General features: G+C 72.8%; 25 protein-coding genes. 11 read left to right on the top strand and 14 right to left on the bottom strand.

Features of this window, described 5'->3' with window-relative positions; all coding sequences use genetic code 11:
* Window positions 1-3 precede the first annotated feature (3 nt).
* Both HL189_RS01440 and HL189_RS01435 read left to right on the top strand, forming a co-directional pair.
* Window positions 4-1,950, top strand: a complete 1,947-nt coding sequence (locus HL189_RS01440) for a fumarate reductase/succinate dehydrogenase flavoprotein subunit (RefSeq protein ID WP_369131917.1) — start codon at window positions 4-6, stop codon at window positions 1,948-1,950.
* Window positions 1,950-2,705 carry a succinate dehydrogenase/fumarate reductase iron-sulfur subunit gene (locus tag HL189_RS01435; RefSeq protein ID WP_369131916.1) on the top strand — a complete coding sequence of 252 codons (756 nt, stop codon included), beginning with the start codon at window positions 1,950-1,952 and terminating at the stop codon, window positions 2,703-2,705. Before HL189_RS01440 ends, HL189_RS01435 begins: the two co-directional genes overlap by 1 nt.
* Here the strand turns inward: HL189_RS01435 and HL189_RS01430 are convergent.
* Complete coding sequence (locus HL189_RS01430) at window positions 2,702-3,103, bottom strand: hypothetical protein (protein WP_369131915.1); 402 nt, start codon at window positions 3,101-3,103, stop codon at window positions 2,702-2,704. The two genes, HL189_RS01435 and HL189_RS01430, sit on opposite strands and share 4 nt — an antisense overlap.
* 137 nt (window positions 3,104-3,240) lie before the next feature.
* Between HL189_RS01430 and HL189_RS01425 the strand changes: the two genes are divergently transcribed.
* Complete coding sequence (locus tag HL189_RS01425) at window positions 3,241-3,378, top strand: hypothetical protein (RefSeq protein ID WP_369131914.1); 138 nt, start codon at window positions 3,241-3,243, stop codon at window positions 3,376-3,378.
* A gap of 186 nt (window positions 3,379-3,564) precedes the next feature.
* Here the strand turns inward: HL189_RS01425 and HL189_RS01420 are convergent, their stop codons facing one another.
* Window positions 3,565-4,116, bottom strand: coding sequence for a nucleotidyltransferase (locus HL189_RS01420; RefSeq protein WP_369131913.1), 552 nt, complete (start codon window positions 4,114-4,116; stop codon window positions 3,565-3,567).
* A 65-nt stretch (window positions 4,117-4,181) separates the two neighbouring features.
* On the opposite strand from HL189_RS01420, the gene HL189_RS01415 reads away from it, so the two are divergent.
* A complete protein-coding gene (locus tag HL189_RS01415; protein ID WP_369131912.1) occupies window positions 4,182-4,943 on the top strand; it encodes an endonuclease/exonuclease/phosphatase family protein in 762 nt (253 codons plus the stop codon).
* Between the two features lies 1 nt (window position 4,944).
* Here the strand turns inward: HL189_RS01415 and HL189_RS01410 are convergent, their stop codons facing one another.
* A complete protein-coding gene (locus HL189_RS01410; protein ID WP_369131911.1) occupies window positions 4,945-5,562 on the bottom strand; it encodes an SGNH/GDSL hydrolase family protein in 618 nt (205 codons plus the stop codon).
* 77 nt (window positions 5,563-5,639) lie between these two features.
* The gene (locus tag HL189_RS01405) at window positions 5,640-5,837 is read right to left on the bottom strand and encodes a hypothetical protein (RefSeq protein WP_369131910.1); all 198 of its coding nucleotides are present in this window, start codon (window positions 5,835-5,837) and stop codon (window positions 5,640-5,642) included.
* Window positions 5,838-5,916: 79 nt separating this feature from the next.
* Between HL189_RS01405 and HL189_RS01400 the strand changes: the two genes are divergently transcribed.
* Window positions 5,917-6,303: an MmcQ/YjbR family DNA-binding protein gene (locus tag HL189_RS01400; protein WP_369131909.1), complete on the top strand. Its 387-nt coding sequence runs from the start codon at window positions 5,917-5,919 to the stop codon at window positions 6,301-6,303.
* Window positions 6,304-6,306: 3 nt separating this feature from the next.
* Here HL189_RS01400 and HL189_RS01395 read toward each other — a convergent pair whose 3' ends face one another.
* Both HL189_RS01395 and HL189_RS01390 read right to left on the bottom strand, forming a co-directional pair.
* Window positions 6,307-7,305, bottom strand: coding sequence for an adenosine deaminase (locus HL189_RS01395; protein WP_369131908.1), 999 nt, complete (start codon window positions 7,303-7,305; stop codon window positions 6,307-6,309).
* Window positions 7,306-7,336: 31 nt separating this feature from the next.
* Window positions 7,337-8,542 (bottom strand): PP2C family protein-serine/threonine phosphatase, encoded by a 1,206-nt coding sequence (locus HL189_RS01390; protein ID WP_369131907.1) that lies wholly within the window; start codon window positions 8,540-8,542, stop codon window positions 7,337-7,339.
* A gap of 216 nt (window positions 8,543-8,758) precedes the next feature.
* Here HL189_RS01390 and HL189_RS01385 point away from each other — a divergent pair, with 216 nt between their 5' ends.
* On the top strand, window positions 8,759-10,081 hold the full coding sequence (locus tag HL189_RS01385) for a C40 family peptidase (RefSeq protein WP_369131906.1): 1,323 nt from the start codon (window positions 8,759-8,761) through the stop codon (window positions 10,079-10,081).
* A 3-nt stretch (window positions 10,082-10,084) separates the two neighbouring features.
* Here HL189_RS01385 and HL189_RS01380 read toward each other — a convergent pair whose 3' ends face one another.
* On the bottom strand, window positions 10,085-11,074 hold the full coding sequence (locus HL189_RS01380; RefSeq protein ID WP_369131905.1) for an LLM class flavin-dependent oxidoreductase: 990 nt from the start codon (window positions 11,072-11,074) through the stop codon (window positions 10,085-10,087).
* A 225-nt stretch (window positions 11,075-11,299) separates the two neighbouring features.
* Here HL189_RS01380 and HL189_RS01375 point away from each other — a divergent pair, with 225 nt between their 5' ends.
* Window positions 11,300-12,427, top strand: a complete 1,128-nt coding sequence (locus HL189_RS01375; protein WP_369131904.1) for an acyltransferase family protein — start codon at window positions 11,300-11,302, stop codon at window positions 12,425-12,427.
* 166 nt (window positions 12,428-12,593) lie between these two features.
* On the top strand, window positions 12,594-12,998 hold the full coding sequence (locus HL189_RS01370) for a hypothetical protein (protein ID WP_369131903.1): 405 nt from the start codon (window positions 12,594-12,596) through the stop codon (window positions 12,996-12,998).
* 9 nt (window positions 12,999-13,007) lie between these two features.
* Here the strand turns inward: HL189_RS01370 and HL189_RS01365 are convergent, their stop codons facing one another.
* From HL189_RS01365 to HL189_RS01350, 4 genes are all read right to left on the bottom strand, one after another.
* Window positions 13,008-14,126, bottom strand: a complete 1,119-nt coding sequence (locus tag HL189_RS01365; RefSeq protein ID WP_369131902.1) for a response regulator — start codon at window positions 14,124-14,126, stop codon at window positions 13,008-13,010.
* Window positions 14,123-14,869, bottom strand: coding sequence for a sensor histidine kinase (locus tag HL189_RS01360; RefSeq protein WP_369131901.1), 747 nt, complete (start codon window positions 14,867-14,869; stop codon window positions 14,123-14,125). The genes HL189_RS01365 and HL189_RS01360 overlap by 4 nt, the downstream gene beginning before the upstream one ends.
* Window positions 14,870-14,987: 118 nt before the next feature.
* The gene (locus HL189_RS01355) at window positions 14,988-15,494 is read right to left on the bottom strand and encodes a histidine phosphatase family protein (protein WP_369131900.1); all 507 of its coding nucleotides are present in this window, start codon (window positions 15,492-15,494) and stop codon (window positions 14,988-14,990) included.
* 45 nt (window positions 15,495-15,539) lie between these two features.
* Window positions 15,540-15,860: a putative quinol monooxygenase gene (locus HL189_RS01350; protein WP_369131899.1), complete on the bottom strand. Its 321-nt coding sequence runs from the start codon at window positions 15,858-15,860 to the stop codon at window positions 15,540-15,542.
* 152 nt (window positions 15,861-16,012) lie between these two features.
* Between HL189_RS01350 and HL189_RS01345 the strand changes: the two genes are divergently transcribed.
* Window positions 16,013-16,579: a hypothetical protein gene (locus tag HL189_RS01345; RefSeq protein WP_369131898.1), complete on the top strand. Its 567-nt coding sequence runs from the start codon at window positions 16,013-16,015 to the stop codon at window positions 16,577-16,579.
* A complete protein-coding gene (locus tag HL189_RS01340; RefSeq protein ID WP_369131897.1) occupies window positions 16,576-18,177 on the top strand; it encodes a GMC family oxidoreductase in 1,602 nt (533 codons plus the stop codon). The genes HL189_RS01345 and HL189_RS01340 overlap by 4 nt, the downstream gene beginning before the upstream one ends.
* 793 nt (window positions 18,178-18,970) lie before the next feature.
* Here the strand turns inward: HL189_RS01340 and HL189_RS01335 are convergent.
* Window positions 18,971-19,711: an SDR family oxidoreductase gene (locus tag HL189_RS01335; RefSeq protein ID WP_369131896.1), complete on the bottom strand. Its 741-nt coding sequence runs from the start codon at window positions 19,709-19,711 to the stop codon at window positions 18,971-18,973.
* Window positions 19,712-20,259: 548 nt separating this feature from the next.
* Between HL189_RS01335 and xylA the strand changes: the two genes are divergently transcribed.
* Complete coding sequence (gene xylA / locus HL189_RS01330; protein WP_369131895.1) at window positions 20,260-21,447, top strand: xylose isomerase; 1,188 nt, start codon at window positions 20,260-20,262, stop codon at window positions 21,445-21,447.
* Between the two features lie 244 nt (window positions 21,448-21,691).
* Here the strand turns inward: xylA and HL189_RS01325 are convergent, their stop codons facing one another.
* On the bottom strand, window positions 21,692-22,978 hold the full coding sequence (locus HL189_RS01325; RefSeq protein ID WP_369131894.1) for a sugar ABC transporter permease: 1,287 nt from the start codon (window positions 22,976-22,978) through the stop codon (window positions 21,692-21,694).
* Between the two features lie 3 nt (window positions 22,979-22,981).
* Window positions 22,982-23,788, bottom strand: a complete 807-nt coding sequence (locus HL189_RS01320; protein ID WP_369131893.1) for an ATP-binding cassette domain-containing protein — start codon at window positions 23,786-23,788, stop codon at window positions 22,982-22,984.
* Between the last annotated feature and the right edge of the window lie 55 nt (window positions 23,789-23,843).

Here is a 23,843-nt window from a genome sequence, read left to right as displayed (position 1 = left end):
GACATGCCCCTCGACCTCTTCACCGTCGGCGAACCCATCGCCGACACCAAGGCACCCCGCGACGTCCCGATCGACAAGCGCTGGGACGAGCGCAAGTTCCGCGCCAAGCTGGTCAACCCGGCCAACCGCCGCCGGCTGTCGATCATCGTCGTGGGCACCGGCCTGGCCGGTGGCTCGGCCGCGGCGACCCTCGCCGAGATGGGCTACCGGGTCCAGAACTTCTGGTTCCAGGACAGCCCGCGGCGGGCGCACAGCGTGGCCGCGCAGGGTGGGATCAACGCCGCGAAGAACTACCGCAACGACGGCGACAGCGTGCACCGGCTGTTCTACGACACGGTCAAGGGCGGGGACTTCCGGTCCCGCGAGGACAACGTGTACCGCCTGGCCGAGGTGAGCACGAACATCATCGACCAGTGCGTGGCCCAGGGCGTGCCCTTCGCCCGCGAGTACGGCGGCCTGCTGGACAACCGGTCCTTCGGCGGCGCCCAGGTGTCGCGCACCTTCTACGCCCGCGGCCAGACGGGCCAGCAGCTGCTGTACGGCGCATACCAGGCGCTGGAGCGGCAGATCGGGCTGGGCAACGTCGAGCAGCACCCGCGCACCGAGATGCTCGACCTGATCGTCGTGGACGGGCGGGCCCGCGGGATCGTCGTCCGGGACCTGATCACCGGCGCGATCAGCAGCCACTTCGCCGACGCCGTCGTCCTGGCCTCGGGCGGGTACAGCAACGTCTTCTACCTGTCGACCAACGCCAAGGGCTCCAACGTGACCGCCGCGTGGCGGGCGCACAAGCGGGGCGCGCTGTTCGCCAACCCCTGCTACACGCAGATCCACCCGACCTGCATCCCGGTCAGCGGCGACTACCAGTCGAAGCTGACCCTGATGAGCGAGTCGCTGCGCAACGACGGCCGGGTCTGGGTGCCCAAGGAGCGGGGCGACGAGCGCGACCCGCGGGAGATCCCCGAGGACGACCGCGACTACTTCCTCGAGCGCAAGTACCCGGCCTTCGGCAACCTGGTGCCCCGCGACATCGCCTCCCGCCAGGCGAAGAACGTCTGCGACGAGGGCCGCGGCGTCGGGCCGAGCGGGCTGGGCGTCTACCTCGACTTCACCGACGCGATCCAGCGGATGGGCCGCCAGACGATCGAGGCCAAGTACGGCAACCTCTTCGACATGTACAACCGCATCACCGGGGAGGACGCGTACGAGACCGGGATGCGGATCTACCCGGCCGTGCACTACACGATGGGCGGGCTGTGGGTCGACTACGACCTGGAGTCGACCATCCCGGGCCTGTTCGTGATCGGTGAGGCCAACTTCTCCGACCACGGCGCGAACCGCCTGGGCGCCAGCGCCCTGATGCAGGGCCTGGCCGACGGGTACTTCGTGCTGCCGAACACGATCAGCAACTACCTGGCCGCCGGGCCGTTCCCGAAGTTCGACGGCACCCACCCGGCGGTCGTCGAGGCAGAGCAGTCGGTGCGCGCGCAGACCGAGCGGCTGCTGTCGATCAACGGCACCCGCACCGTCGCCTCGTTCCACCGCGAGCTGGGCAAGCTCATGTGGGACCTGTGCGGCATGGAGCGCTCCGAGGAGAGCCTGCGCAAGGCGCTGGACCGGATCCCGGAGATCCGGCAGGAGTTCTGGACCAACGTGAAGGTCTCCGGCGAGCAGGGGCGCTTCAACCAGAACCTCGAGCACGCCGGCCGGGTCGCGGACTTCATCGAGCTGGCCGAGCTGATGTGCGTCGACGCCCTGCACCGCAACGAGAGCTGCGGCGGCCACTTCCGGGCCGAGAGCCAGACACCCGAGGGTGAGGCCCTGCGCGACGACGAGAACTACGCCTACGTCGCCGCCTGGGAGTACACCCCGAACGGGTCCCCGCCGGTGCTGCACCGCGAGGCCCTCGAGTACGAGTACGTCCACCTCGCACAGCGGAGCTACAAGTGATGAACCTGACCCTGAAGGTCTGGCGGCAGCTGGACCGGACGCAGAAGGGCGAGATGGTGACCTACCACGTCACCGACGTCTCGCCCGACATGTCGTTCCTCGAGATGCTCGACGTGCTCAACGAGAAGCTGATCCTCGACGGCGACGACCCGGTGGCCTTCGACCACGACTGCCGCGAGGGCATCTGCGGCTCCTGCGGTCTGATGATCGACGGCATCGCGCACGGCCCGGAGCAGGCGACCGTCTGCCAGCTGCACATGCGGTCGTTCAAGGACGGCGACGTGATCGACATCGAGCCGTGGCGCTCCGGTGGCTTCCCGGTCGTCAAGGACCTCGTCGTCGACCGGTCGGCCCTCGACCGGATCATCTCCGCGGGCGGGTTCATCAGCGCCCCGACCGGGACCGCCCCGGACGCGCACGCCACGCCCGTGCCGAAGACGGACTCCGACGCGGCGTTCGACGCGGCCACCTGCATCGGCTGCGGTGCCTGCGTCGCCGCCTGCCCCAACGGCTCGGCGATGCTGTTCACCGCCGCCAAGGTCTCCCACCTCGGGCTGCTCCCCCAGGGCCAGCCCGAGCGGGACATGCGCGTGCTGCGGATGGTCGCGCAGCAGGACGCCGAGGACTTCGGTGGCTGCAGCAACATCGGTGAGTGCTCCGCGGTGTGCCCGAAGGGCATCTCGATGGAGACCATCAGCCGGCTCAACCACGACCTGCTCGGCGCCCTGCGCGCCGGCGCCGTGCCGACGAGCTAGCGAGAGGACCCCTCGCCCCCTTCCGCTCGCAAGCTCGCGGCGGGGCCCTGCAAGGGGGCCGCTCCAGCACATCGCCAGGCCGGCACCACTCCGGGTGCCGGCCTGGTCGTCGTCTCAGCCGGCGACGGCGGGTGAGCCGATGCCGCTGCGGGTGCCAGCCACGCCTCCAGCTGCTCGGGCGGCAACGGGCGGCTGACGTGGTAGCCCTGCGCCACGTCGCAGTCCAGGTCGGCGAGCGCGGCGACGGTCGCGACGTCCTCGACGCCCTCGGCCACCAGCACCAGCACCACAGCCAGGAACGCCGCGCCCCAGCCGAGGTCGAGCACCGTGCCGCCGGAGTGGGCGTCCCGCGCGACCCGCAGCACGTACACCACGTCGGTGAGGGCGGACAGCGCCATCCCCGCGCTCAGCCACCACCAGGTGGCACCCGGCGCCCCGGCCGAGCACGGTGATCGAGGCGAGCACCAGGATCAGCAGCAGGGTGTCGCCGATCGGGTAGACGAGGCTGGTCGCGACCGCCGCCGGGCTGCCCTCGGTGGCGTCGAGCACGGCACCCACGGCGAACGCGGCGCCGAACGCCGCCGCGGTCAGCCCGGCGACCACACCGTCGACCCAGGTGCTGACCGCCAGCCGCCGCACCGGGCTGCGCAGCATGAGCACGAGGGCCACGTAGGCCAGCGGGTAGGACGCCATCCGGCCGAGGTCCGGCCAGAACGGCCGGGCCGCGGCCAGCTGGTGCTGGTAGTGCAGCGCGTAGGCGGCGTTGCCGCCCCATGCCCCGGGGATGGGCACCGGGGCGGACGTCCTTGACCCCGCGCCGCCCGCACGGGGCACGTCCACCCCGTCCAGGTGAGGTGGGTCAGTCGCTGCTGATGCCCAGCCGGTCGGCGAGGAAGAGGAAGGCGACGGCGAAGTCGTTCTCCGCCACCTCCTTGCGCAGCCGCTCCCAGTCCAGCTGCTCACGCACCGCGCGGACGTGCGGGAGCAGCCGGCCGAAGTCGCAGTAGTGCTCGGTCATCGACCGCAGCTTGCTCGACAGCAGGTCGGTGGCCGGCAGCACCGGGAGCCGGATGCCGAGCAGGTCCATCTCCTCGGACCGCTCCAGCAGCTCCGGCATCACCGGCTCGCCGACGATCCGGTGCAGGACGTCGACCGTCGCGCCGTCGCAGCCGACCTTGAACAGCCAGTCCTCCGGCGGCCGGGTCACCTCGAAGCCCGCGCTCTCGAGCACGTTGGCCGCGCGCTCGGTGTCCTCCTCGGCGATCACGAAGTCGACGTCGTTCTCCGACTCCGGGGCGCCGTGCGCCCACAGCGCGTAGCCACCGGCCAGGGCGAAGGGCACGCCGTCGGACTTGAGGGCGGAGGCGGTGCGCTTCAGCGCGGTCCGCAGGGCATCCCGTTCGGCGGGCAATCGGACTCCTCGGCTCGGCGGGCGATCTCGGGGTGTGGAGCTACCCGACCGGGTAGCGCTCACGCGTGCGCCTCGCGACCTTCAACATCCTGCACGGACGCTCGCCGGCCGACGACCGCGTGGACGTCGACCGCTTCGCCACCGCGGTGAAGGACCTCGACGCCGACGTCCTCGCCCTCCAGGAGGTGGACCGGGACCAGCCCCGCTCGCACCTGGCCGACCTGACCGCGGTGGCCGCGGACGCCATGGGCGCGGCGGACTCCCACTTCGCCGCCGCGATCGCCGGCACGCCGGGCGCCACCTGGACGGCCGCGACCGGTGCGGAGCAGCCCGGGACGGCGACGTACGGCATCGCGCTGCTCTCCCGGTACCCGGTGCGCTCCTGGCAGGTGGTCCGCCTGCCGGCCATCCCCTTCACCTTCCCGATGTGGCTGCCCGGCCCGCGGAAGGTCATCGTGGTCGACGAGGAGCCGCGCGCCGCCCTGGTCGGTGTGGTCGAGACGCCACGGGGCGACCTCACCGTGGTGAACACGCACCTGTCGTTCGTGCCCGGCTGGAACCGGGTGCAGCTGCGCCGGCTGCGCCGGGACCTCGCGACGTTCCCCGGGCCGCTGGTGCTCATGGGCGACCTGAACATGACGCCGCCGACGCCGGCCCGGGTGACCGGGTGGCGGCCGCTGGCCGGCGGGCTGACGTTCCCCGTCGACGTCCCCGACCGGCAGCTGGACCACGTGCTGCTGCGCGGTGAGCTCGGGCGGGTGACCGGGACGTGGGCGGCCTCGCTGCCGCTGTCGGACCACCGCGCCCTGGTCGTCGACGTCGGGTAGCTCAGGCCGCGTTCTCGTCCCGGCGGGCCGCCAGGTCCAGCAGGTGCGGCGCCAGCGCCTCGGCGACCAGCGCGTAGCCGGCGGAGGAGGGGTGGAACCGGTCGGCGGAGAACAGCGCCGGTTCGGCGGCGAAGCGGCGCGAGACCTCGGGGGCCACCACGGCGACCGCGGCACCGGCCGCCTCCGCGGCGCGGATCTGCCTCGCGCGGGCCTGGTCGCAGATGCCGGCGACGACGCTCCGGAAGGCCGGCGGCACCCAGGCCACCGAGCTCATGTCCGGGGTGGGGACGACGAGGACGTCGGTACCCCGCTGCCGCAGCTGCCCCACCGCGGCACCCAGCTCCGCGGCGGCCCGCACCGGCGGGACCTGCCGGGTGAGGTCGTTGGCGCCGATCACCAGCAGGGCGATTTCGGCGTCGGGGTGCCGGGCACCGGCACGGCGCACCTGGGCGGCGAGGTCGAGCGAGGTGGCCCCGGGCACGGCGACCACGGCGAGGTCGACGGCGTGGCCCGCGCGTTCCAGCTCCCGGGTCAGCCGGGCACCCAGGGTGTCCTGGGGGCGCGCTGCGCCGGTGCCGGAGGCCAGGGAGTCGCCGAGGACGAGGAAGCGGAGCGTCACACCTGGTCCAACGCCACGCGGGTGGTCGGCCCTTCCGTGAGGTCGCCCTCGCCCGGCGCGGGACCCCGGGCCGCTCGTCAGCCACCGCGGGCGAAGAGCTCGGCGGCCATCGCGTCGTCGACGAACGGGTACTTCACCTTGAACTGGGCCAGCGCCTCGGTCACCGACAGCACGTGGGTCTCCCGCGTGCCGGCCGCGTCGACGGTCTGCACGGTGACCATCTCGTCGTTGATCGCGACCCAGTGGATCTCCGCGTAGTCGGTGAAGACGTTCACGCCGGCCATCCTCTCCGGGCGGTCCTCCTCCGTGCGACACAGCCTGGGCAGGACGACCGGGTGACCGTACGGTCCGGCCATGGCCACCTGGGACGACGTCGACCGGCTCGCTCGGGCCCTGCCCGAGACCACCGAGCGCCCGACCTACGAGCAGGCGCGCAGCTGGCGGGTGCGGGACAAGGCGTTCGCCTGGGAGCGGCCGCTGCGCGGGAAGGACCTGGCCGAGCTGGGCGAGCGGGCTCCGACCGGCCCGGTGCTCGCCGTCCAGGTGCCCGACGTGGGCGCCCGGGACGCCCTGATCGCCGACAGCCCCGACGTCTACTTCACCACCGCGCACTTCGACGGCTACCCCGCGGTGCTCGTCCGGCTGGACGCCATCGAGGTCGATGAGCTGGCCGAGCTGCTGGACGAGGCGTGGGAGGCCCGGGCACCCCGTCGGCTGGTCGCCGAGCACCGGGACCGCTGACCGTCAGGCGCCGGTCGCTGCCAGCTCGGCGAGGTGGCGGGCCTGCTCGGGCTCGGGCAGGAAGCTCGTCCGGAAGCTGTTCTCGGCCAGCACCCGGCGCTCGTCGGCGGTCAGCCCGAGCGCCCGGGTGACGGCGGCGGTGTTGTCGTGCAGGTAGCCGCCGAAGTACGCCGGGTCGTCGGAGTTGACCGTCGCGCGCAGGCCCGCCTGCAGCATCCGGCGCAGCGGGTGGTCGGCGAGGTCGTCGACGCAGCGCAGCGCCACGTTCGACAGCGGGCAGACCGTCAGCCCGATCTGCTCCTCGGCCAGCCGGGCGACCAGCGCCGGGGCCTCCAGGCTGCGGATGCCGTGGTCGATGCGCTCGACGCCGAGCCGGTCCAGCGCCCCCACCACGTACTCCGGCGGGCCCTCCTCCCCCGCGTGCGCGACCCGGTGCAGCCCGTCGTCGGCGGCGAGCGCGTAGGCCCGGGCGAACGGCTCGGGCGGGAAGCCGACCTCCGCGCTGTCCAGGCCGACGCCGATGACCACGTCGTGCCAGGGGCGCAGCCGGGGCACCAGCGCCTCGGCCTCCGCCGGGTCCCGGTCCCGCAGGAAGGACACGATCAGCCGGGCGCTGAGCCCGTGCCGCTCCTCCGCCGTCCGGAACGCCTCGGCGAGCCCGTCCAGGACGACCTCCAGCGGCACTCCCCGGCCGAGGTGCGCCTGCGGATCGACGAAGACCTCGGCGTGCCGCACGCCCTGGGCCGCCGCCGTGGCGAGGTACGCCTCGGCCAGGTCGGTGAAGTCCCGCGGCTGCAGGAGCACCGCCGTCAGCTCGTAGTACAGGTCCAGGAACGACGGCAGGTCGCTGAAGGAGTAGGCCCGGCGCAGCTCCTCCAGGCCGGCGTGCCGCAGCCGCACCCCGTTGCGCTCGGCCAGCCGGAAGGCCAGCTCCGGCTCCAGCGTGCCCTCGATGTGCACGTGCAGCTCGGCGGTGGGCAGGGCGGGGACGTCGGCGGGCATGGCCGGGAAGGTAACGCCCGTGGCCCGCCGGTCAGGGCAGGAGCTGCTGCGGAGTTCCGGTGAGCCACTCGAGGACGACGATGCTGGCGTCGTCCTGCAACTGGTCGCCCTGGTGCTCGAGCACCTGCCGCATCAGCCGGCGCAGGGTCTCCGGTGCCGCGTCGCCGGCCGCCCCGGCCCGGATGACGAAGTCGGCCAGCCGCTCCTCGCCGAAGAACTCCCCCTCCACCGAGCGCGCCTCGACGATGCCGTCGCTGTGGATCAGCACGCGGTCGCCGGGGTGCAGCTGCATCTCGCAGACGTCGGGCTTGCTCGCCTGCAGGCCGAGCGGCGGGTGCGGCCGGCACGCCGGCGGGCGCACGAAGGCCCCCTCGCGCAGCACCAGCAGCTCGGGGTGCCCGGCGTTGACCCAGCGCAGCCGCCCGGTGTCCAGGTCCAGCCGGACGATCGCCGCCGTGGCGAACTGGCTGCCGGTGAAGTTCTCGGCGACCACCCGGTTGACGGCCGCGGAGATGTCGGGCAGGTCGCGCATCTCCCGGCGGGCGTGCCGGTAGGCGCCGATCGCCGCGCTGGCCAGCAGCGACGCGGGCAGCCCGTGGCCGACCGCGTCGAGCACCAGGACGTCGGCGGTCGGCCCGTTGACCGCGTAGTCGAAGCTGTCGCCGCCGATGTCGTACGCGGGCTCCAGGGCACCGGAGATGACGACCCGGTCGGTCGCGAAGGTCATCGGCGGCAGCAGCTCCCACTGGATCTCGGCCGCGAGGCTCAGCGTCTTGCGCCGGCGGAGCCGGCTGAAGATGTCGGTGTAGGCGTCGTTGACCACCAGCACCTCGGCGACCAGGGAGACGTAGGCCTTGGCGGTCTCCTCCAGCTCGCCGCTCCACCGCTCGGCGAGGACCTCCACGACGCCGAGCCGTTCGACACCGTCGAGGAGCGGCACCCACAGCCGGTGCCCGCCGGCGGGAGCGCGGGTGCGCAGCGTCTGCACCGTCCGGAAGCAGCGGCCGGCGACGGATCCCTCGACGCTGAGCTCCTGCCGCTCCGGCACACCCTCCCCCCGCAGCGGCTGGAGGAGGATCTGCTCGTAGTCCACCAGGTAGATCACGGTCTCCCGGAACCCGAGGCTGCCGGCGTGCACGGCGATCCGCTCGGCCAGCCGGTCGGGGGCCAGCAGGTGGAGCTCGCGCAGGAGGGACCGCAGGGGATCGGGCAGCGCGGCGTCGTCGTCCGAGGTCACGGACGATCACACTGGCAGACCGCGGGACGGTCCGCCGTCCCGGCCGACGTGCTCTCGGGGCTGACACCACCTCCGCTCGCGCAGAAGGCACGGTCGGCCAAGAGCATGCTTATCGCAACTCATTGCTCTCCGGCGCTCAAGGAGCGCGCGCTCCGCGTCGATCACTGCGTCGGGTCACCCGATCGGGTGGCCGGGCAGAGCGCGAGGAGCGGACCAGTGAGCACGCAGATCGGCACGGGCCGACCGTCGGCAGCACCTCGGGTCCGCCGCGTTGCCGGGATGGTCGCCGTCTCCGCCGTCCTCCTGGTCGTCGCCCCGGGCGTGGCCACCGCGGCGCCGATCGCCCCGAGCGACGCGCAGATCGGCGCCGCCCAGCAGGAGCAGGACGCCGCCGCGCAGCGGGTCGGCGCCCTCTCCGCTCAGCTGGCCACCGCCCAGGCCGAGGTGGACGCCGCCCGGGCCGGCTCCGCCATCGCGCTCGACGCCTTCCAGGGCAAGCAGGCCGAGTACGAGGCCGCGCAGGCCACCGCCGACGCCGCGGCCGCAGCCGCCGCGCAGGCCGACGCCGACCTGGCCGCCGCCCGTGCCGACGTCGCCACCTTCGCCCGGCAGAGCTACATCGAGGGCAGCACCTCCCCCGGGCTGAGGGCGCTCACCACCTCCGGCGGCCCCGCCGAGATGCTGGAGCGGGCCGCCCTCCTCGACGCCGCCGGCACCCACCGGGCCGACGTCGTCCTCCTGGTCACCGCCGCCCAGCAGCAGGCCGCCGCGGCCGACGCCGAGGCACGGACCGCCCTCGACGCGGCCGCTGCCCTCAAGGACGAGGCCGCACGGGCGCTGGCCGCCGCGGAGCAGCTCGAGGTCGCGGCGCGGGCCCAGGCCACCGAGCTCGCGACCCAGCAGGCCACCGTCGAGGCGCAGCTCCAGCAGGCGCAGCAGGCCCTGCTCGGCCTGGAGGGGGCCCGGGCCGCCGCCCGCCAGTACGCCGCCGAGCAGGCCGCCGCCGAGCAGCGGGCCGCCGCGGCCGCCCGGCCCGCACCGCGACCGGCAGCCTCGTCGTCCGCCGCGGCGCCGGCCACCCGCGCGCTCGCCGCCGGCCGCCCGGCGACCACCGCGGGCAGCGCCGACGGCTCGGCCGTGGAGACGGCGATCGCGTCCGCGCGGCGCTGGCTGGGCACCACCTACGCCTGGGGCGGCGGCTCGCTGAGCGGGCCGAGCATGGGCTTCGGCGTCGACGCCGGGATCGTCGGCTTCGACTGCTCGGGTCTGACCAGGTACGCCTACGCCCAGGCGGGGATCAGCCTGCCCCGCAACTCCAGCGCCCAGTACGGCGCGCTGCCCACGGTGCCCCGCGCCGACCTGCAGCGCGGTGACCTGGTGTTCTGGGCGACGGACACCGGCAGCCCCTCGACCATCCACCACGTCGCCCTCTACCTCGGCGACGGCCAGGTCCTCGAGGCCCCGCAGAGCGGCTCGGCCGTCCGGGTGTCCTCGATGCGCTGGAGCGGCTTCATCGGCGGCGCCCGGCCCAGCGCCTGAGGCTCAGGCGGGAACCGACTCCATCGCCTCGGCGGTGAGCTCCACCGCGCGCAGCCGGCCCTCGGGGGTCGGTGACTGGAAGGCGACGATCAGCTCGTCGGCGTCGGCCCGCTCCTGGAAGCGGAGGAGGAAGTCGCGGACCTGGTCCCCGGTGCCGACCGCGGTGTGGGTGAGCATCGTGCTCACGTGGTGCCCGGCGCCCTGCTGGAGCAGCAGGTCCGCCTCCTCGTCGGTGAACGAGCCGCCACGGCCGAACAGCCCGACGGCGAGGCCGCGCCGGACCGCCGCGAGCGCCTGCCGGGCGTCGTCCTCGTTGTCCGCGGCGACGACGTTCACCCCGGCGATCACGTACGGCTCGGCCAGCTGCGCGGACGGGCGGAACTCCCGGCGGTAGGTGCTGACCGCCGCCTCCAGCGCCTGCGGCGCGAAGTGGGAGGCGAAGGCGTAGGGGAGGCCGAGCGCGGCGGCCAAGCGGGCGCCGAACAGCGAGGAGCCGAGGACGTACAGCGGCACGTCCGAGCCCTTGCCGGGGACGGCGTCTACGCCCGGCACCCGCGACTCCCCGGTCAGGTAGCCCTGGAGCTCCACGACGTCCTGCGGGAACGTGTCGGCCGAGTTCGGGTCGCGGCGCAGCGCGTACATGGTGGCCTGGTCGGAGCCCGGGGCCCGGCCCAGGCCGAGGTCGATCCGGCCGGGGTACATCGCGTCGAGCGTGCCGAACTGCTCGGCGATGGTCAGCGGCGAGTGGTTGGGCAGCATCACCCCGCCGGCGCCGAGCCGGATGGTGCTGGTCTGCGCGCCGACGTGCGCGATCAGCACGCTGGTCGCAGAGGAGGCGATCGTCGGCATGTTGTGGTGCTCGGCGTACCAGACCCGCCGGTAGCCGTGCTGCTCCGCGCGCTGGGCGAGGGCGACGCTGGCCGCGATGCTGCTGGTCGCGGTCTCCCCGCGGGCGATCGGGGCGAGGTCGAGGACGGACAGCGGGATGCGCATGGAACGGGCCTCTCAGAGTCGGTTGTCCGGAGCAACGCGACAGCGCCCGGTCGGCTTCCCCGTTGTGAGCACGGCATCACGCCGCACCGGGCTCCGCGCGTGTCACCGACCGGTCACGTGGGCGCACGGCGCGCAGTGGCGAGCCGCGGCCGCCACCCCCGCTGGGAGGAGGTCCGCCCGGCCGGAGTTGGCCGGGCCCATCCGCGCCCGGCAGGATCCCGCGCCATGGACCTGGAGCGGCGGGACGAGCACAGCGCCCTGCCGTTGCCCCGCCAGCACGCCGCCCAGGACAAGGTGGTCGCCGAGTTCGGCTACAAGCCGGCGCTGGACGGCCTGCGCGGCGCGGCGGCGATCGCCGTCCTGTACGCGCACGTCGTGCCGGATCTGCTGCCCGGCGGCGACGTCAGCCTCTACCTGTTCTTCGCACTGAGCGGCTACCTGATCACCGGCCTGCTGCTCACCGAGATCAGCCGGAACGGGACGATCGACCTGCCCCGCTTCTACGGCCGCCGCGCCATCCGGCTGCTGCCCGCCATCCTCCTGGTGCTGGCCGCCGTCGCGGTGCTCACGGCGCTGACCCCCACGGGCCCGTCCTGGACGGCCATGGCGGCCGTCCTCTTCTACGTCGGGAACTGGTACCGGGCGTTCGGCGGGGAACTGGGAACGCTGACGCACACCTGGTCGCTCAGCGTCGAGGAGCAGTTCTACCTGGTGTGGCCGCTGGTCTGCCTGGCCGCCCTGGCCGTCGCCGTGCGCCGCCGCGCCGACCCCGCTCGGGTGCTCGCCTGGGTCACCGCCGCTGGGTGCGTGCTGGCGCTGGGAATCCGGGTGCTCCTCGTCGACGGTCCCACCGTCCGCATCTACAACGGCACGGACACCCGGATCGACTTCATCCTCTACGGCTGCCTGCTCAGCTGCCTGATCCGGACGATGGACCGCGAGCGGCTGGCCCGGTGGCTGGCCCGGGCCTTCCCGGTGGCCCTGCTGGTGGCCCTCGCGTGGCTGGTCTTCCACCGCCCGCAGCAGGGCGACGCCCTGATGTGGACGGTGGGGTACACCGTCATCGCGGTGAGCTCGACCGTGATCGTGGGGCACCTGGGTCTGCGGCCGGACTCCCGCGCGGCCCGCCCGTTGAAGCACCCGGCGCTGATCTGGCTGGGGAAGATGTCCTACGGGTTCTACCTGTGGCACTTCCCGATCCTGGCGTTCCTCCGGGCGGCAGGCGTGCCGGTCGCCGCGCTCGCCGTCCTCGGCCTGGTCCTGAGCGTGGGGATGGCCTGGGCGTCCTTCCGACTGGTGGAGGCGCCGATCAGCCGTCGGCTGTACCGGCGCCTGGCCGCGCGGCCGCAGTAGCGCCTCCGCCCCGCCGACCGCGAGCGGCCCGGGCGGGTGGTCCCGGGAAGCGGCTCACCAGCGCATTCCGGTCGGGTCGTTCCGCCGGGCGGCCGGACGTGTCACGCTGGTAGACCGGGTCGACACCGGAGCCCGGTTCCACCGGTGCAAGGGAGCGTTCCCTGTGTTGAGCACGAGCACGTACAGCCAGGACTACATCGACGGCCGGCGGGCGGCGGTCGAGGCGCGGGTCGAGGCCTTCCGGAAGCTCGTCGCCGAGGCCCAGGCCCCGCAGGCCGTGCACGACTTCGAGCCCGTCTACTTCAACGACCTCGTCCTCGTGCTGGAGGGCTGGTTCGTCCACCGCGGGCGCGGCATCGAGGGCCGGGACGGCAACGCGCTGAACGAGGTGCGGGTCCTCGCCACCTCGCTGATGCACGGCACCACCCTGCTCGCGGACAAGCAGATCCGGCTGTGCCACCAGTCCTCGGTCCTCGGCCACCGGGTCGGCGACGAGATCGCCCTGCGCGAGGCCGACTTCGTCGCGCTGGCCAAGGAGTTCTTCGCCGAGCTGGAGGACAAGTACCTCTGAGCCCCCGGCTCAGCGGCTCTGCAGCGCGTCCAGGGCCACGGCCATCGACGCGGCGACGCGGAAGTCCAGCCGCGGGTCGGGCACGGTGACCGTGTACCGGTCCCGGACGGCCTTCTTCCGCTCGCTGACCAGCACCGTCCGGCCGGTGGCCGTGTCGACGAAGTCGAAGTGGAAGACGAAGGGCACCCAGACGTCACCGATGTAGGGGATGAAGTCCCAGACCCGGCGCAGGACCGCGATGACCGGCCGCCGCTCCCGCCCGACCGCCTCCAGCCCCGGGGCGGACAGGTGCCAGGTGGACCGGATCAGGCTCGCCCTGAAGTCCTTGCTGAACGTGCCCAGGACCATGCCCTGCTCGTCGTACACGTCGTGCTGCGCGTGCACGTCGAGCCGCTGACGGGCCTTGAAGGAGAACACCGGCCGGTTCTTGGACTCGTCGGAGAAGAACACCACCTCCTCCTTGAGCTTCATCCGCTTCTGCTCGGCGAGGGCCAGCAGCTGCCCCTCCGACCCGTCCGGGTTGGCCGCCCGGACCTCGTACCGGTTGACCATCATCGTGATCCGCTGGGACACGGAGAAGGCCGGCACGACCATCGCGGCCGGCTGCTGGTACGGGGGGACGGTCACGGTGGGGCTCCCGGGGTGGTGGGCCGGCGGAGATGACCATCCTGGTGGTCCCGGCCGGAGCTGACCAGCACCTCCGCCGCCCGCGGCGGCTCGGCTCACACCCACCCGTGGCGGCGGGCGATCTCCACGGCGGCGTGCCGGTTCCGGGCGCCGAGCTTCGTCGCCGCCGCGGACGGCGGCGGTGACGGTCTTGGGCAGGAAGCCGCGGACGCCGGCCGCGAGCGCCCGCTTCAGGTGCCCCGGCCGGCCGTGCCCGGTGACGATCACCGTGGCGCAGTCCGGCGCCGTCCGGGCGAGCTCGGCGGCGACGGAGATGCCGTCCCGGTCGGGCATCTGCAGGTCCAGGACGGCGACGTCCGGGGTGTGCGCCCGGGCCATGGCCAGCGCCTCGGCCCCGGAGGCCGCCTCGGCGACGACCTCGAGGTCCTCCTCCAGCGCCAGCAGGGCGGCCAGCGCCGTCCGGATGAGGTTCTCGTCGTCGGCGAGCAGGACCCGGATCACGCCGGCACCGCCACCGGCAGGGTCGCGGCCAGCTCGAACCGGCCGTCGCCGGACGTGGCCGAGAGGCGCCCGCCCGCGGCGCTCAGCCGCTCGGCGAGCCCGGTGAGCCCGCTCCCCCACGACGGGTCGGCCGGCTCGGCGGCGCCGTCGTTGACGACCCGCAGCTCCGCCGATCCGCCGTCCACCCGCACGGTGATGGAGCAGGTCGTCGCCCGGCTGTGCCGCAGCACGTTCGTCACCGACTCGCGCACCGCCCAGCCCAGCACCGCCTGCACCGGCACCGGCAGGAACGCGGCGTCCTCGTCGCCGGTGACCGTGCAGGAGACCCCGGCGGCGTTGAGCAGCGACCGGGCGCCGGCCGGCTCGCCGGCGAGGCTCGCGCTGCGGTAGCCGCCGACGACGCCGCGGATCTCCCGCAGGGACTCCTCCGCGATCCGGCTGATGTCGGCGACCTCCCCGGCCGCCTCCACCCGGCCGCGCCGCACCCGGCGGAACTCCGGGGAGGACACCGGCGCCGGTGGGCGGCCCGGCTCCGGGTCCGCGGTGGGGGCGCCGAGCGCGGCACGGACGGCGTCGGCAGTGAGCTGGGGACGGTCGGCGGTCACCGACCGGGTGACCGGGTCCGCGCCGCGGACCAGACCGAGCAGCACGGCGGCGGTGTCGTAGCCGGCCGCGCCCCGGCGTCGTGCCTCACCGGCGGCGGCGTGCAGGGCCGCGGCCGCGGCGTCGCCGTAGAGCAGCATGGGCGTCCTCTCCTCGGGATGCCCCGAGGCTCCCGGCCGCCCGGGTCCGGCACACGTGCGAGAAGTCACCCCCTGGCCGGGGTCCCGTCACGGGTCCTCCGTGACGGGCGGCCGGACGTCAGTCGCCCGGCACCGCGAAGACGCTGAGCGTCGCCGCACCCGGCCCGACGTCGGCGAACGGCGTGGCGAGGTCGAGCACCGCGACGCCGCAGGTGGGGAAGCCCGTGTCCAGCGAGCGCCGGGCCGCCGGGTCGCCCTGGCCGTCGTCGAGGAACTCGACGAGCTCCCGCACCGCCGGGTTGTGCCCGACGACGACCAGGGTCCGCGCCTCCTCCGGCGCCTCCCGGACGGCCTCGAGGACGGCCTCGACGGTGTTGTCGAGGACCCGCGCGTCGACCGTCGGCGTCGGTGCCGGTGCCAGCGGAGCGGCCGCCCGCTCCCAGGTCTGCTGCGCCCGGCGGGCCGGGGACACGAGCACGGCGCCGGGCACCAGCCCGTTGCGGTCCAGCCAGGGGCCGATCGCCGCAGCCTGCCGCAGACCCTGCTCGGTCAGCGGCCGGTCGACGTCGATCGGGCCGTCGGCGGCCTGGGCGTGGCGGATCAGCACGAGCCTGCGGGTCTGCACCGCCCGAGTCTGCACCCGCAGCGCCCGGGCGACTCAGCGGGCGACTCAGTCGACGCTGAGCTCCCCCATGGTGTCCCAGCCGTTCCCGTCGACCTGGCGGCTGACGATCTTCGGGGTGGACGCGAGGGCCTGCGGCATGTCCTTCATCGCCTGGGCGAAGTGCGCGCTGTTCACGTGCGGGCCGGCACCCTCGTCGGTGAAGGCCTCCACCAGCACGAACGTGTTCTCGTCCTCCAGGCTGCGGGACCACTCGAACCACAGGTTGCCCGGCTCCTCGCGGGTCGCCTCCGTGAACGGGCGGACGAGGTCCGGCCACCGGTCGGTCCACTCCGGCTTGGTCTGGAACTTGACGACGATGAAGATCACGAGTTGGCCTCTCCGCTGATCGACTGGGACGGCGCCATGCTGGACAGCCGCCTGGCCAGCGTCAACTCCAGCTCCCGGGCGTTGGCAGCGGGTCGGCCGCGCCCTACTGTGACGCACACCACTCGACATCGTCGTCGCGAGCAGGAGCGTCCGTGACCCAGGAGACCGTCCAGCACCAGTCCGAGCAAGAACCCACCGACCTGCAGGTCGACACCAGCGCGCAGACCGGGGGGCCACCGGAGGGTGGCGCGCAGCTCACCGACTCCGACCGCGCCCGGCGCGTGCTGGTCCGCCTGCTGCGCGTCGCCTATCCGCACGAGCGTTTCCCGGACGGGCCGTACGAGCGCACCGCCGCGGCCGTTGAGGACGCCGCCCACGCGAACGCCGCCGACGACCGGGCGCTGACCCAGGGGCTGGCGAGCCTGGACCGGGCGGCCGGCGGGGACTTCCTCGCCCTGGACGACGCCGCCGCCGAGGCGGTGCTGCGCGACCGCGCCGACGAGTACTTCTTCCGCCGCATCCGCAGCACGGCCGTGGTGGTGCTCTACGACAACGCGGACGTCTGGGACCTGCTCGGCTACGAGGGCCCGTCCTTCGACAAGGGCGGGTACATCGACCGCGGGTTCGACGACCTGGACTGGTTGCCCCATCCCCGGGTGGACGAGTACGCCGGTGAGCCGCGGGTCGAGCTCGTCGAGGCGCAGGAGGTGGCCCGGTGACGACCGTCGACGGGGCGCCGGGCGCCCGGCACGGATCGCCGATCGAGCAGTCCGAGCCGGTGGTGGTGATCATCGGCTCGGGCGCCGGCGGCGGCACCCTGGCCTACGAGCTGACCCGGCAGGGCGCGAAGTGCGTCGTCCTGGAGGCCGGCCCGTACCTCACCGCGGACGACTACGTGAACGACGAGTGGGAGGCGTTCGGCCAGATGGCCTGGCTGGACATGCGGACCACCTCGGGGAGCTGGCGGGTGGCCCGCGACTTCCCCAACCTCCCGGCGTGGATCGTCAAGGCCGTCGGCGGGTCGACGACGCACTGGTCGGGCGCGACACCGCGGTTCATGGCGCACGAGTTCAAGGCCCGCACCACCTACGGCGAGGTGGACGGCGCGAGCCTGCTCGACTGGCCGATCACGCTGGAGGACCTGGCGCCGTACTACGACCGGGCCGAGCAGGCGATGGGCTCGACCCACCGGCACGGCCGCCCGGCGCTGCCGGCCAACAACAACTACATGGTGTTCGCCAACGGAGCCGAGAAGATCGGTTACCGGTACTACGCCACCGGCCCGTACGCGACCAACGCCACGCCCTACGACGGCCGGCCCGCCAGCATCCAGGACGGGTTCAACTTCCAGGGCGACAAGAGCGGGGCCAAGTGGTCGACCCTGGTGCGCGAGATCCCGCGCGCGCTGGAGACCGGCAACCTCGACCTGCGGCCGAACTGCCAGGCGGTCCGGATCACCTCCGACGCCGCGGGCAAGGTGGATGCGGTCGAGTACCTCGACGCCAACGGCGCGCTGCAGCGGCAGGCGGCACGGGTGGTCTGCGTCGCCGGCAACTCGATCGAGACGCCGCGGCTGCTGCTGATGAGCGCCTCGGGGCAGCATCCCGACGGCCTGGCCAACTCCTCGGGACAGGTGGGACGCAACTACATGCGCCACCTGACCGGGTCGGCGTACGCGCGGTTCGAGCGGCCGGTGCGGATGCACCGGGGCGAGACCATGGCCGGGATCGTCGCGGACGAGGCCAAGCACGACACCTCGCGCGGCTTCGCCGGCGGGTTCTACATGGAGACCCTGTCGCTCGGGCCCGCGTTCCTCGCCAGCTTCCTGGAGCCGGGGGGCTGGGGCCGGGAGTTCACCACCTGGATGGACTCCTACGACCACATCGCGGGGATGTGGATCGTCGGGGAGGACATGCCGCAGCCGGGCAACCGGGTCACGCTGAACACCGACGTCAAGGACCAGTACGGCCTCCCGGTGCCGAACGTGCACTTCGACGACCACGCCAACGACGTCGCCATGCGCTCCTACGCGTACGACGCGGCCGACCAGCTGTACGGGGCCGTCGGGGCGCTCGCCGTCCACCACACGCCGCCGTACCCGTCGACGCACAACCTGGGCACCTGCCGGATGAGCGCCGACCCCGCCGACGGGGTGGTCGACCGCTGGGGGCGCGCGCACGACGTGCCCAACCTGTACGTCAGCGACGGCTCGGTGATGACCACCGGCGCCGCGGCCAACCCGACGCTGACGATCGTCGCGCTGGCGATCCGCCAGGCCGAGCACCTGCTGGAGGAGATGCGCCGGGGCAACGTCTGACGTCGGGACGACGCAGGCCCCCGCCCCCATCGGGTGGGGGCCTGCGTCGATCGCGGCGACCAGCGTCCTCGACGCATCGGTAAGAGCAGGTGGAGCGCCCCGTCCCCCTGGATGGCCGCGTCGAGCGGGTGCCCTTCTCCGCGAGACGGCGTGCGGACGGAGCGGCGGAGCCTTGCCTGCGACGTCGTGGCATCGAATCGGAGAACCAATCGCGGCTCGCGTCGGAGCCGGCTGGCTCACGACCCTCGGGCAGGTCTGGTTCCAGGAGGTGCGACGACTCCGAGCCGAAGAGGCTCGGGATGTCGGCCGCACTCAGCTTCGGGAGCTCAGCTGGGTGAGGCAGGCACGCTGGCCGATCAGCGTCGTGCGCGTGCTCGCCGGCCACGTAGGTGACCCCGCCGCTGACGGCGACGAGCTGCGGAAGAGTGCCCGGACGACGAGCATGACCTGCGCAGCCGGAACGGCCTCCCCGGTCGCGGCGGTGACGCACGTTGGGCCGCTCCCGCGGCGGCCTGTCGGCCACGGTGCACCTGGCCGGCGAACAGGGCCGCAAGACGCGGGCCACCGTGCTCATCGAACAGGGCCTCGTACGCGAGACGCCACCATGGACAGGTCACAGCGGCGTTCAGGACACGCCTGGACTGCCGCGACCGCTGGAGCATCTGGCGCATCACGCCGGGGAGGAAAGCGTGCAGGGCTCGGGAAGCCCCTCGAGCGCCGGCCGCATCGACCGCGTCGAGGCGATCGCGGCCGCGCCGAGGGGGCGGACTGGTGAGCGCCGGGTGCGACGGTGTCAGCTCTGCTGCTGGCTGCTCCACAGCTGCCACACGGTGGTTCGGACTGAGCGGGGTTGCTCGAGGACGACGCGGATGGCGTGGGCTACGTCATCGGGCCGCAGGTACGACTCGAGCTCGGCGGACCCTTCCTCCCGGCCGGCGCCGATCGCGAACTCACTCGCGGTCCCCGCCGGGCAGATCAGCGTCACCCGCATGCCCTCCGTCCGGAGCTCACGGTCCAGAGATCCACTCAGCCCCACCTGGGCGAACTTGGTGCCCGCGTAGACAGCTTCGTCGGCGCCACCACGGAAGCCGGCGACCGAGCTGACGATGACGATGTCGCCGCCGTCGCCCTGTGCCCGGAACTGGCGCACTGCCGACCGCACGCTCCACACGGTGGCCAAGTAGTTGGTCTCGACCATCTCCCGCAGCACGGCGTCGTCGTGATCCAAGATGCCGCCATACGCGCCGATTCCCGCGTTGGCAACGATCGTGTCGAGCCGGCCCCACTTCTCAACCGCCGCGGCGACGAGGGCCTCGTTGTACTCGGCATCGCGGACATCCCCGGGAACCGCGACGGCGTGCTCGTCGCCTAGCTCGCCGACGAGAGAAGCCAAGCGGTCCTTGCGCCGGGCACCCACCGCGACCTTGGCTCCGGCTCCGACCAGCGCCCGAGCTGTCGCTGCACCGATCCCCGCGCTCCCTCCGGTGATCGCGGCGACTGTGCCCGCTATCGAGCGGGTTGGGCTGTGCGGCATCGAGAACCCCCAGAAAGGCGTGGATGGTCAGTATTAGAGCCCACCCGCCCGTCGTCGGGCCACCGAGGGCCACGGCTGATACGACACGCTGGTCTGCTGCCGGGTCAGGCATCTCCACCTCGTTGGTCCTGTCGGCTCGCTGGATGTGTGGCGGGGGACGAGGCCGGCATGCTCCTGGTGGGTGGCGTGGTCGATGCCATCGAGCGGGAGGTGGCCCAACGCGTTAGCCGGCGACTCGACGTGGGGAACCGCGAGCAGTGGAACGGCACATGGGCCACTGCCACTGGCGTCCGTGTTCGCGCCACCTGGCGGTGTTGCCGTCCACGGGGGTTCGCGGTCGTTCGAACCGCGTTGTGTACCGGTTGCTGTGCTCGGCGCCGCCTGGGCACGCGACCGCTGGTCATGCGAGTTCGCGATCCTGCCGTCGGGTCAGTGAGGTAGCACCTCGGTCCGTTGGCGACCCAGAGATCCCGCGGCGCACTATGTGAGCGGCACATCCTGGTCGACGATTCGACCGGATCACCACCCGGCGTCAGTGGAGGCATCTCGTGACCCCGACCATCAGCCGTGAGGACAAGTTCAGCTTCGGTCTGTGGACGGTGGGTTGGCAGGCCCGTGACCTGTTCGGCGAGGCCACGCGGCCGGTGCTGGCCGGTGTGGAGGCCGTGCACAAGCTGGCCGAGCTGGGCGCGTACGGCATCACGTTCCACGATGACGACCTGGTGCCGCCCGGCTCGAGCGCCAGCGAGCGGACGCGGATCATCGAGGAGTTCAAGGCTGCGCTGGCCGAGACCGGCCTGGTGGTGCCGATGGTGACCACGAACCTGTTCGGCGACCCGGTGTTCAAGGACGGCGGGTTCACCAGCAACGACCGTTCCGTCCGCCGGTACGCCCTGCGGAAGGTCATGCAGAACATGGATCTCGCAGCCGAACTCGGTGCGCAGATCTACGTCTTCTGGGGTGGCCGGGAAGGCTCGGAGGTCGACTTCGCCAAGGACGTGCGGGCTGCGCTGGACCGCTACCGCGAGGGCATCGACCTGCTGGCGCAGTACTCGATCGACAAGGGCTACGGGATGCGGTTCGCCATCGAGCCCAAGCCGAACGAGCCGCGCGGCGACATACTGCTGCCGACCATCGGACACGCGTTGGCGTTCATCTCCCAGCTCGAGCACCACGACATGGTCGGGATCAACCCCGAGACCGGGCACGAGCAGATGGCCAGCCTCAACTACACCCACGGGATCGCGCAGGCGCTGTGGCAGAACAAGCTGTTCCACATCGACCTGAACGGGCAGAAAGGTCCCCGCTACGACCAGGACCTGGTGTTCGGGTACGGCGACCTGCTGCAGGCGTTCTCCACCGTGGACCTGCTGGAGAACGGCGCCCCCGGCGGCGGCCCCACGTACGAGGGGGACCGGCACTTCGACTACAAGCCGCTGCGGACCGAGAGCATGGAAGGGGTGTGGGAGTCGGCGCTGGCCAACATGGAGCTCTACGTGACCCTGCGTGAGCGCTCGCACGCCTTCCGGGCCGATCCGCGGGTGCAGGAGGCCCTGGCCGAGGCCGGCGTCCCCGACCTGGATCTGCCGACCCTGGAGCCGGGAGAGGACCACGCCAAGCTGCTCGCCGATCGCAGCGCCTTCGAGGACTACGAACTCGAAGAACCCCGCACCAAGGGATACGGCTTCGCCCGCGTCCAGCGCTACGCCATCGAGCATCTCCTCGGGGTCCGCTGACCCAGCCGCACGCTCCGGTGGCCGCCGCCCTCATGGGCGCGGGCACCGGCATGAAGCCGGGACCTCTGCGACGTCGCAGACGCGCACAGGTGGCCCGCACCCGTCGTGGCGCGCATCCAGCGGGGAACCGGACGGCCCTGGCGACGTCTCGCGGCCGTCATCGAGGGCGGCGTCCTGCTCGGGCGCACGGAACCACTGGGGCGCTGGGTGCCGACGAGCCGACGTTCGGCGCCCAGCGTCCCGCCTAGTGACCGGTGGCCGCCGCGCGGCGCCGGGCCAGCGCGTCGACGCTCGCCGCCAGGAGCAGCACGCCGCCGGTGATGATGAAGTTGAGGTACGCCTCGGTGCCCAGCAGGCCGAGTCCGTTGGCGATGATCGCGACGACCAGACCGCCGAGGACGGCGTCCCGCACGCGCCCACGGCCCCCGAAGAGGCTGGTGCCACCGATGACCGCCGCGCCGACCGCGTACAGCAGCGTGTTGCCGCCACCGGAGCCGGGCGCCACCGACCCGAGGCGCGCGGCCGCGACGATGCCGCTGATCGCCGCCAGAGTCGACCCGATCACGAAGACGGCCACCTTGATCTTGGTGACGTTGATGCCGGCCCGTCGGGCCGCCTCGGCGTTGCCGCCGACCGCGTACACGTGCCGCCCGAAGGTGGTCCGGCCCAGCACGAACGTCAAGAGCAACAGCAGGAGGATCACCAGCGGCACCGCATACGGGATGCCGGCGAGCACGACACCGACAGCCGGAGCCCGGTCGACGCTCAGCACAGCAGTGACGAGGACGACGATAGCGGCGATCACCGCGATGCGTACCAGCACCACGGCCAGCGGCTGGTGCGCCAGCCCCTTGGTCCGCTGGGTGCGCCACCGGTTCAGTTGCAGCGCGGCGTAGAGCGCGATCACCAGCAGGGCGAGGATCCAGCCGAGGGTCACCGGCAGGTTCCTGTCGCTGATCGCGGAGATCACCGGGTCACGGACCGGCACGGTGCCGCCCTCGCCGATGAGCCGCAGGGTGAAGCCCTGCCAGCCCAGGAAGAGCGCCAAGGTCACCACGAACGAGGGGATCCCGATCATCCCGACGAGGCTGCCGGTGAACAGGCCGATGGCTACGCCGGTCACGATGGCCGCCAGGACGGAGACGTACCAGGGCGCGCCGGCGTCGGCGAGCAGCTTCGCCATCACGGCCGCGCAGACGCCGCTGACCACGCCTGCGGACAGGTCGATCTCGCCCAGCAGCAGGATGAAGACCAACCCCATCGCGAGGATGATGATCGGCGCCGCCTGGTCAGCCAGGTTCGCCATGTTCCGCGGGGTCAGGAAGGTCTGGGGCCGCAGGGCGAAGAACAGCAGGCCGAGGACCACTATGCCGAGAATCGCCGGCAGAGCCCCGAGGTCACCGCCCCGGACGCGGTCGACGTACGCCCGGGCACTGGCGCCCAGCGAGTCCGACGTGCGGTCGGCCTCGAAGCCGGACGGAGCGCCACCCGGCTCCTGCGAGCTGGTGGGCGCGGAGATGGGGCTGGACATGCCTCAGACCTCCACGGCTGCAGCCTCGGCGGGAGCGATGCCGAGTTTGCCCGACCGGCCCGCCGTGATGAGCTCGATGACTTCGCCGCGGTTGACCTGCGAGATCGGGATGTCGGCGGCCATGCGGCCCAGGTAGAGCGCGGCGACCCGGTCGGACACCTCGAAGACGTCGACCATGTTGTGCGAGATGAAGACGACAGCGTGGCCGGTGTCGGCCAGCCGGCGGACCAGATCGAGCACCTGTCGCGTCTGCGCCACTCCGAGGGCGGCCGTCGGCTCGTCCAGCACGACGAGCTTGGACTCCCACAGCACCGCCTTGGCGATCGCCACCGTCTGCCGCTGACCACCGGAGAGACTGGAGACCAGTTGGCGAACGGACTTGAGCGTCCGGACCGAGAGCTTGCTGAGCGTGTCCCGGGCAGCCTGCTCCATCGAGATCTCGTCCAGGACCACGCCGGTCTTGCGCTCCCGACCGAGGAACATGTTCTGAACCACGTCGAGGTTGTCGCAGAGCGCGAGGTCCTGGTAGACGATCTCGATGCCCAGAGCGGCGGCGTCCCTCGGGCCGGTGACCGTCACCGGCCGGCCCTCGAAGAGGACCTCGCCCGAGTCGATCGGGTGGATCCCGGCGATCGACTTGATCAGCGTGCTCTTGCCCGCCCCGTTGTCGCCGACGAGGGCGGTGACCTGGCCGGGGTAGACCTTCAGGTGCACGTCGTGCAGGACCTGGATCGCCCCGAAGCTCTTGTTGACGCCGCGAAGCTCCAGGGTGGGGGTCCCGTCCTGGGGACGGTCGGTCGGTGCGGACACGCCGGGCCTCTCGGTCGAGTCGGTGGTATAGCGGCAACAGCCACCGGGGCGCCCA

The organism is Modestobacter sp. I12A-02662, assembly GCF_041028325.1.
GTDB lineage: Bacteria > Actinomycetota > Actinomycetes > Mycobacteriales > Geodermatophilaceae > Modestobacter.
Note: the sequence above shows the minus strand (reverse complement) of the source record. Positions and strands in the feature narration are given on the sequence as shown.